The following is an 8,771-nucleotide window of genomic DNA, read 5'->3' as shown; positions in this document are numbered from 1 at the left end:
GTTCAGGGTGGTGGCGCTGGAGAGGATCTTCGCCCCGCTGCGCCTGACCCGCTGCAGCAGCGCCTCCTCCGGCAGGCCGAAATGAAAGCTGACCACCGCCGGACGGAACTCCTCCACCAGCGCCGCCGCCTCTTCGTTGAACGGCAGACGCCCCGGGCCGCCGGCGATGGCGGCCGGATCCAGGCCCAGCTCGTCATAGTAGGGCGCCAGCGCCTCGCGCCAGGTCGCCTCGCGGGCCGCATCCGGCGCGGGCGGCACATGGCTGAAGAAGTTCAGGTTGAACGGGCCCTTGGTCAGGGCGCGCAGCGCCTGCAGCTCCTGGCGCAGTGCGGCGGGCGTGAGCATGGCGCAGGGAATCGAGCCGAGGCCGCCGGCCTGGCACACGGCGGCGGCCAGGCGATGGTTCTGCGAGCCGGCCATCGGGGCCTGGATCAGGGGCAGGTCAGTGTCGAGCAGGGCGGTGAGAGACATGGGATGGCTCCATTTCAGCGATGGATCGTGGTTCGGACACCTGCCAGGCCCACAACAGGGCCCAGAGCAATGCCGCCGTGCCGATAAGGAAGCTGCTCGTGAGGCTATGGCCAGCGGCAGTCCAGTGCTGCACCAGCCAGGGGCCGAGCAACTGGCTGCCGCTGTACAGACTGATCAGCAGGGCGGCCAGGCGCAAGCCCTGGTCCGGGTTGAGGGCACGGGCCAGACGCTGGGTCAGCAATACGGTGCCGAGGAAGGTGCCGCCCACCAGCAGGGCGCAGGCCAGCACGCCGACGGGGCCGGGCAGCAGGATCGGCATGGCCACACCGAGCAGTTGCAGCAGGTAGTTGGCCAGCAGGGCGCGGCGGTCGCCCAGCCAGGCACCGGCCTGGTTCCACAGGCTCGCCGAGATCAGGCAGGCGAGCGCCGTCCACCACCAGTTGCCGACCAGTAGCGGATGACCGGCGGGCAGCTGTTCGCGAGCCAGGGCCGGCAGAAAGGTCAGCGGCAGGATGTAACCCAGGCCTGCCCCCAGATAGGCCATCAGCAACGCCAGATTGTGGCTGCCGAGCAGTGCGCCACGGGCGGTCGCAGGGGACTTGTCGGGCAGGTCCCGCGCCAGGCGCCTTAGCATCGGGGCGCAGAGCAGCGCCAAAGGCAGGGCGCACAGGGCGATCGGCAGCCAGCGCAGCGGCCCGTGCCAGGGCGTGATGGCCACCAGCAGGCCGCACAGCAACATGCCGCCGCCCAAGCCCAGATAGACCAGACCGCTGAGCGCCGTGGCCTGGCGCAGGGCCAGCCATTCCAGCACCAGCGCCGGGGCAAGGACGAACACCACGCCGTTGCTGATGCCATTGGTCAGGCGCAGGGCAGCCAGCAGGGCGATGTCCTGCGTGAAGACCTGGGCCAGGGTCAGGCCGGCATTGATCAGTAGGGCCGCCGGCAGGCCGAGGCGCAAGCCGCGCGGGTTGGCCATGGGCAGCGCGAGCAGGGCGCCGAGCAGGTAGCCGAGGTAGTTCCAGGTCGCCAGTTGGGCGCCTTGGCTCAGGTCGAACAGGCCGTCGTCGAGCAGCAGGGGCAGCAGCGGGGTATAGGCGAAGCGGCCGAGCGCGTGCACGACCACCAGCGCCAGGGCGGCGGCGAGCAACGCAGTGAGGTGGGCGCGGTCACATCTGGGCATAGGGCCTCCGGTCGTGCTGCGCACCTTAGTCGTTGTCGCTGACCGATCGTTAGTGAAAAATACTGCTTTCATTTTTCACTTTTGGTGATGTTCATGGGCGCCTGGCAGCGACTCAATCCGCAGTTGTTCCGCTATTTCCTCGCCGTGGCGCGCGAGGGCTCGCTGAGCGCCGCCGGCCTGCGCCTGAGCTGCGTGCCGTCGAACGTCTCGGCGCGTCTGCGCCAGCTGGAGCAGCAACTCGACACCCGGTTGTTCCTGCGTCAGGGCCAGCGCCTGCGTCTGACCCCGGCCGGCGAGCGCCTGCTGCCCCACGCCGAGCATCTGGAACAGCTCTGCCAGACGGCCTGGCGCAGCGTGCAGGAGGATATCTGGAGTGGCGACCTGCGCCTGGGCTCGATGGAAACCACCGCGGCCGTGCGTCTGCCGGAGCTGCTCGCGGCTTTCCACCAGCGGGCGCCGCGGGTCAACCTGCAGCTCAGCACCGGGCCGAGCCGGCGCCTGGTCGAGGGCGTGCTGGCCGGGGAGCTGGACGCCGGATTGATCGGCGGGCCGTTCGAGCATCCGCAGCTCGAGTGCCTGCCGATCTGGGAGGAGGAACTGATGCTGGTGCTGCCGCCGACGCAGGATGCCGACAGCCTGGAGACGCGGCCGCAGACCCTGCTGGGCTTCCCCGAGGGCTGTCACTATCGCGAGCGCCTGGAGCGCTGGGTGGTCGGCCGCGGGTTGCAGGTGGCGGCGCGGCAGAGCTACGGCTCGATCGACGCGATCTTCGCCGGCATCGCCGCCGGCATGGGCATCGGCCTGCTGCCGCGCAGCCTGCTCGAGCGCCACCCGCGTGTGCACCTGGTGCAGTACCAGGCCATCGCCGCGGAGTTCGGGGCGACCACCACGCTGCTGGCGCGTCGCCGCGATGCCGGCGAGCACCCGCCGCTGGCGCTGCTGCTGGAGCTGATGCGCGCGCAAAGCCCACTCAGCGGGTAAACTTGGCGACCGCTTCGGAGACATCCATGAACTACCGCCACGCCTTCCACGCCGGCAACCACGCCGACGTGCTCAAGCACCTGGTGCTGACCCGCCTGATTGCCCTGCTGTCGCGCAAGGAGGCGCCCTTTGCCTACCTCGACAGCCACGCCGGCATCGGCTTGTACGACCTGCGCGGCGATCAGGCCAGCCGCACCGGCGAATGGCTGGAGGGCGTCGGCCGCCTGTGGCAGGCCGCGCAGCTGCCGGATGCGGTGGAGGCCTACCTGGAAGTGGTGCGGGCGATGAACCCAGACGGCGAGCTGCGCTACTACCCCGGCTCGCCGGAGCTGGCGCGCCTGCTCAGCCGCGAGCAGGATCGCCTGCAGCTCAACGAGAAACACCCGGAAGACGGCCGCCTGCTCAAGGACAACATGCGCGGCGACCGCCGCGTAGCGGTGCACCTGGGCGAGGGCTGGCACGTGCCGCGGGCGCTGCTGCCGACCCGCGAGAAGCGCGTGCTGCTGCTGATCGACCCGCCGTTCGAGCAGGCCGACGAGCTGCAGCGCTGCGTCGAGGCCTTGAACGAGGCGCACGGGCGCATGCGCCAGGCCATCGTCGCGATCTGGTATCCGATCAAGGACGAGCGTCAGCTGGCGCGTTTCTACCGGGATCTGCAAAAGAGCGCCGCGCCCAAGCTGCTGCGCGCCGAGCTGTACGTGCACGCCCCGGACGATGCCAGCCGGCTGACCGGCTCGGGCCTGGTGATCAGCAACCCGCCCTGGGGCCTGGAAGACGAGCTCAGGCAGCTGCTGCCCTGGCTGGCCGATGCGCTCGGCCAGAGCCTGGGCGGCTGGCGCCTGGACTGGCTGATCGAGGAAAAACCGGCCGCTTGAGCGAGCCTGGGGACGCTGCGCATGGCGCACCCGGCGGGGCCGCTTCGGCGCCGCGTCTCAGGCCATCACGTCGATGCTGTTGCCCAGGTGCGGCGGGTTGCTCGGCGCACTGACCGGGGCGGCCGCCTGCACCAGGCTGGCGACGCCGGACGCCTGCAGCTCCAGGGTCTTGCGCAGCAGCAGGAGCGACATCTGCGCCGAGAATTGCGCCGACGCCTGGCTGGAAACCTGGCTGGCGAGGCTGCTCAGTTCCATGGCGATCGACCCTCCTTCAGGCCTTGGGTTCAGGCGGTAGGCATACGCCCGTTCCGCCCAGGCCGCAATAACCGTTCGGGTTCTTCGCCAGGTACTGCTGGTGATAGGCCTCGGCGTAGTAGAACGGCGGCGCCTCGCGGATCTCGGTGGTGATGGCGCCGAGCCCGGCCTTGTCCAGCTCGGCCTGGAAGCGCGCCTGGCTGGCGCGGGCGGCAGCCAGTTGCGCCGCGTCCTGGCAATAGATGGCCGAGCGATACTGGCTGCCGCGGTCGTTGCCCTGGCGCATGCCCTGGGTGGGGTCGTGCGCCTCCCAGAACACCTTGAGCAGGGCCTCGAAGCTGGTCTGCCGCGGGTCGAACACCACCAGCACCGCCTCGGTATGCCCGGTCAGCCCGGAGCAGGTTTCCTCGTAGGTCGGGTTCGGCGTATGGCCGCCGGCGTAACCCACCGCCGTGCTGTATACCCCGGGTTGTTGCCAGAAGCGCCGCTCGGCGCCCCAGAAGCAGCCGAGGCCGAATACCGCCTGCTGCAGGCCGGCGGGGAAGGGCGGCTGCAGCGGATGGCCGTTGACATGGTGCGCCGCCGGCACCGGCAGGGCTTCGCTGCGGCCGGGCAGGGCCTGCTCGGCGCTGGGCAGCTCGAGTTTGTGGGCGAGTATCTGGGAACGCAGAACCATGGCGATCTCCTGAGAAGTGGGCAAGCAGTGGACCAGGCGCGGCGTGGCGCGTTACGTCCGTTGGTCGGATGTGGGCGCCGGGCGGCAGGGGTAGCGGCGCAGGCTGTCGATCAGCTCGCGGCCGGGAATCGGCTTGTCGAACAGGTAGCCCTGGCCGACGTCGCACTGCTGGCGGCGGAGGAAACCGAGCTGGGCGGCGGTCTCGATGCCTTCGGCGACCACCTTGAGCTTGAGGTTATGGGCCATGGCGATCACCGCCGAGGTGATCTCCATGTCGTCCTGGTTGTCGGGAATGTCCTTGATAAAGCTGCGATCGATCTTGATCACGTCGATGGGGAATTTCTTCAGGTAACTGAGCGAGGAGTAGCCGGTGCCGAAGTCGTCCATCGCCAGGGTCAGGCCCAGGCTCTTGAGGCGGCCGAGCTGGTGGCGGGTGTCGTCGGTGGCCTCCAGCAGCAGGCTTTCGGTCAGTTCCAGCTCCAGCCGCCGGGGTTCGAGCTGCTCCTCGTGGAGGATGGCGGCGATGGAGCCGACCAGGTCCGGGTCGGAGAACTGCTTGGGCGACAGATTGATCGCCACCTGCAGCTCGCCCAGGCCGATGGCGCTGAGCTGCTTGCTCATGCGGCAGGCCTGGCGCACCACCCACTTGCCGATGGGGATGATCAGCCCGGTCTCCTCGGCCACGCTGATGAACTGGTCGGGGCGGATCATGCCCTTTTCCGGATGGTGCCAGCGCAGCAGCGCTTCCATGCCCAGCAGCTGGCCGCTCTTGAGGCACAGCTTGGGCTGGTAGAACACCTCCAGCTCGCTCTGGGTCAGGGCGCGGCGCAGGTTGTTCTCGACGAACAGCTTGTAGTTGGCCTCGGCGTTGAGTGCCTCGGTGAACAGCTGTACCTGGTGCTTGCCGTTGGCCTTGGCCTTGTGCAGGGCGAGGCCGGCGTGCTTCATCAGGGTCTGCGGGTCTTCGCCGTGCTGCGGCGCCAGGGCCAGGCCGACCGAGCCGGTGATGCTGATCAGCTGGTTGTCGACGAACAGCGGCTTGTCCAGGGTCTGCAGCACCTGCTGGGCGACGCGCTGGGCGGCCTCCTGGTCGCCGCCGTCGAGGAGGATGGCGAACTCGTTGCTGGCGAAGCGCGCCAGGCTGCCCTTGGCGCCGAGGCTGTTGCGCAGGCGCCGGGCCAGGGCCGAGAGCAGCTTGTCGCCGGTCTGGTGGCCGAGGCTGTCGTTGATCCGCTTGAAGTTGTCGATGTCCACCAGCAACAGCCCCAACGGCGGCTGCGGGCTGCGCGCGAAGCGCTCCTCGAGACTGCGGATGAAGGCCAGGCGGTTGCCCAGGTTGGTCAGGTTGTCGGTGTAGGCCAGGCGCTCGATGCGCTGCTGGGCCAGCTTGGTCTCGGTGATGTCTTCGTAGATGCCGATGTAGTGGGTCAGCTCGCCGTCGTCGCCGTACACCTTGGAGATCGACAGCTGGCCCCAGTAGGGCTCCTGGTTCTTGCGCCGGCTGCGGAACTCGCCCTGCCAGCTGTTGTGCTCGGCCAGGCTGGAGTGGGCGTCGAACAGCAGGTCGCTGAGGTTGGCCAGCGCCGGCAGCTCGGACAGGCGCCGGCCGCAGACCTCGTCGCCGCTGTACAGGGTGATCGCGGTGAAGCTGGGGTTGACGTATTCCACCCGGCCGTCGCGGTCGACCAGCAGGAAGGCGCTGGCGCTCTGCTCCACCGCACGCTGGAACAGGTGCAGGGCGTGGGTGGCGCTGCGCTTCTGCTGGCCGATCAGCACCTGCGCGTACTGGTCGGCCAGCTCGCCGGCGAAGGCGATCTCGTCGGCCTGCCAGGTGCGCGGGCCGCCGCTGTGTTCCAGGCACAGCACGCCGACCACCTCGCCGTCGACGCGCACGCCGGCGTCGAGCATGGCGCCGATGCCCAGCGGCTGCAGGTAGCTGGCGCTCAGCTCGGCGGTGCGCGGATCGTGCAGGGCGTCGTGGGCGTCGATGGCGCGGCCGCTGTGCAGTGCCTCCAGATAGCGCGGGAAGGCGCGCGCGTCGATATCGGCCAGGCGTTCGTGGCGATCCAGGTCGCGGCGGTACAGGGTCACCGACTCCAGGCTGTGGCTGCCGAGCTTCCACAGGCCGGCGCGGGCCACGCCGTAGACCTCGCAGGCGGCCTGGGTGATCAGCTCGGCAGCCTCCAGCAGCGGGTCGCTGGAGACGTAGCGCTGGCGCGCCAGGCGCACGATCAGGCTCTGCTGGGTGCGCGAGCGCACCAGGTGTTGCAGGTGGTCGTCCTGGGCGCGCTGGTACTGCTGCAGCGAGCTGCGCAGCTGCTGGTTCTGTGCCTGCAGTGCCTGCTCGGGCGGGCTGTACTGGCTCAGGCTCTCGTCCGCCACCAGCAGGTAGCCGCGCAGCAGCTGGCGGTTGCGCTGCTTGAAGGGTTCGCCCACCTCCAGCAGGTTGAGCGCGCCCTGCGGCGTGTGCAGGCGGTAGCGCACCAGGTAATGCGGGCCCTGCAGCAGCTGCTGCTGGATGGCGTCGTGCAGGCGGTAGCGCGCCTCGGGCTCCATCAGGCTGGCGTAGGGCGCATCGACCAGGGCGCACAGGTCGCTGGCACTGATGCCAAGCTGGCGTTCGCAGGCGGGATCGAGAAACAGCAGGGCCCAGCTCGGCTCGTTCAAGCGCTCGAAACGCAACATGCCGAGCCGCGAGGGCACTGGCAACTGCGTCACAACCTCGGCTGCCGAGCGGGTGCCGGCATCGGGATGGCTTTTCATTGGGCGGCGGGCTTCCAGTATGCTGACCAGGCGAGGCATCCGTTCTCGGTACGGGGCCGCCGCTGCCCGGGGCAGTGGCGGTACGGACGGAGGCTCGGGCTCAGGCCTACTTCACTATAGCGTTCGGCAAGGGTGCATCATGCAATCGATACTGACAAGAAAACTGATGGCCCTGGCCCTGCTGGGCGCGCTGTTCGCTGCCGCGCTGGCGACTGCCGCCGACGCCGAAGCGGCCGCCGGGTTGCAGGGCGACGAGCAGACCGCCTACCTGGACGGGCTCAAGCGCCTGTATCTGACCGCCGACGAGCGCCAGGCGCTGCTCGCCCACAGCAACGCGCTGCTCGACACCTATGCGCTGCGCGCCGCTTACCAGGTCGGCCAGGCGCAGCGTCAGGATCTGCTCTACCGCATCGGCATCGGCGCGCCCGGCGAACTGATCCTGCGCGAGGAAAGTCGCGGCGCCCAGGGCACCGATATCGCCGTGCGCAACCAGCGCGTGTCGGTGTTCGGCGTCGATCCCTTCATTCGCTACGAATGCCCGGCCGGCGGCATCCGCTGCGTGCTGATCAACCCCGGCGACGGCAGCCCGCTGCTGAGCATCCTGCGCGATCACCAGGGCGCGGCCGAGCTGGCCAAGGCGCTGAGCTTTCTGATTCGCAACGTGCAGAAGGGCTGAGCGGCGGCGTTGCCGGGCGCGCGCAGGCCGCGTCGCACGCAACGGGAAGCCGCCTGTGTTGCGCCCCTGGTGGCTGGAACATAGTCAAAAAAAACCCCGCCTGAACGGGCGGGGTTGAGGATACGAGCGTGGCGTGCTCGAAAGGTGGTGCGCGGCCTTACAGCAGCATGGTGCGGATATCCGCCAGCAGCTGCGACAGGCGCTGGGTGAAGCGAGCGGCGGCGGCGCCGTTGATCACCCGGTGGTCGTAGGACAGCGACAGCGGCAGCATCAGGCGCGGCTGGAAGGCCTTGCCGTCCCACACCGGCTGCATGCTCGCCTTGCTCACGCCGAGGATCGCCACCTCGGGTGCGTTGACGATCGGGGTGAAGCCGGTGCCGCCGATATGGCCGAGGCTGGAGATGGTGAAGCAGGCGCCCTGCATGTCGTCGGCCGACAGCTTCTTGTTGCGCGCCTTCTCCGCCAGCGCGGCGGCTTCGCCAGCCAGCTGCAGCAGGCTCTTCTGGTCGACGTTCTTGATCACCGGCACCAGCAGGCCGTCCGGGGTATCGACGGCGAAGCCGATATGCACGTACTTCTTGCGGATGATCGCCTTGCCGCTCGGGGCCAGCGAACTGTTGAAGTCCGGCAGCTCCTTGAGCAGGTGGGCGCAGGCCTTGAGCAGCAGCGGCAGTACGGTCAGCTTGACCCCGGCCTTCTCGGCCACCGCCTTCTGCGCGACGCGGAAGGCTTCCAGCTCGGTGATGTCGGCCGATTCGAACTGGGTCACGTGCGGCACGTTGAGCCAGCTGCGGTGCAGGTTGGCGGCGCCGACCTGCATCAGACGGGTCATCGCCACTTCTTCGATTTCGCCGAACTTGCTGAAGTCCACCGCCGGGATCGGCGGAATGCCGG

9 protein-coding genes are annotated in these 8,771 nt (G+C 69.1%); 3 read left to right on the top strand and 6 right to left on the bottom strand.

Annotated elements, in window-relative coordinates; genetic code table 11:
• Both N878_RS05715 and N878_RS05710 read right to left on the bottom strand, forming a co-directional pair.
• Window positions 1–471 (bottom strand): nitronate monooxygenase family protein (locus N878_RS05715; protein WP_021442722.1); only part of this gene is annotated, 471 nt, incomplete at its 3' end.
• Complete coding sequence (locus N878_RS05710; protein WP_031302804.1) at window positions 443–1,651, bottom strand: YbfB/YjiJ family MFS transporter; 1,209 nt, start codon at window positions 1,649–1,651, stop codon at window positions 443–445. The genes N878_RS05715 and N878_RS05710, both read right to left, overlap by 29 nt.
• 93 nt (window positions 1,652–1,744) lie before the next feature.
• Here N878_RS05710 and N878_RS05705 point away from each other — a divergent pair, with 93 nt between their 5' ends.
• Complete coding sequence (locus tag N878_RS05705) at window positions 1,745–2,632, top strand: LysR substrate-binding domain-containing protein (protein ID WP_031302803.1); 888 nt, start codon at window positions 1,745–1,747, stop codon at window positions 2,630–2,632.
• Window positions 2,633–2,658: 26 nt separating this feature from the next.
• Window positions 2,659–3,507, top strand: coding sequence for a 23S rRNA (adenine(2030)-N(6))-methyltransferase RlmJ (locus N878_RS05700; protein WP_021442719.1), 849 nt, complete (start codon window positions 2,659–2,661; stop codon window positions 3,505–3,507).
• A 57-nt stretch (window positions 3,508–3,564) separates the two neighbouring features.
• Here N878_RS05700 and N878_RS05695 read toward each other — a convergent pair whose 3' ends face one another.
• The 3 genes from N878_RS05695 to N878_RS05685 are packed head-to-tail and all read right to left on the bottom strand — an operon-like array spanning window position 3,565 to window position 7,201.
• Complete coding sequence (locus N878_RS05695) at window positions 3,565–3,762, bottom strand: putative motility protein (RefSeq protein WP_021442718.1); 198 nt, start codon at window positions 3,760–3,762, stop codon at window positions 3,565–3,567.
• A 16-nt stretch (window positions 3,763–3,778) separates the two neighbouring features.
• Entirely contained in the window at window positions 3,779–4,438 is a 660-nt protein-coding gene (msrA, locus tag N878_RS05690) for a peptide-methionine (S)-S-oxide reductase MsrA (RefSeq protein WP_021442717.1), read from the bottom strand.
• 51 nt (window positions 4,439–4,489) lie between these two features.
• Entirely contained in the window at window positions 4,490–7,201 is a 2,712-nt protein-coding gene (locus N878_RS05685) for an EAL domain-containing protein (RefSeq protein WP_021442716.1), read from the bottom strand.
• A gap of 166 nt (window positions 7,202–7,367) precedes the next feature.
• Between N878_RS05685 and N878_RS05680 the strand changes: the two genes are divergently transcribed.
• Window positions 7,368–7,877: a hypothetical protein gene (locus N878_RS05680; RefSeq protein WP_021442715.1), complete on the top strand. Its 510-nt coding sequence runs from the start codon at window positions 7,368–7,370 to the stop codon at window positions 7,875–7,877.
• A gap of 157 nt (window positions 7,878–8,034) precedes the next feature.
• On the opposite strand, the gene N878_RS05675 is transcribed toward N878_RS05680, so the two are convergent.
• Window positions 8,035–8,771: 2-oxo acid dehydrogenase subunit E2 (locus tag N878_RS05675; RefSeq protein WP_021442714.1), on the bottom strand; the 737-nt coding region annotated here is incomplete at its 5' end.

Origin of the sequence: Pseudomonas sp. EGD-AK9, assembly GCF_000465935.2 — a bacterium.
Lineage (GTDB): Bacteria > Pseudomonadota > Gammaproteobacteria > Pseudomonadales > Pseudomonadaceae > Aquipseudomonas.
This window is presented reverse-complemented; position numbering and strand designations above follow the sequence as displayed.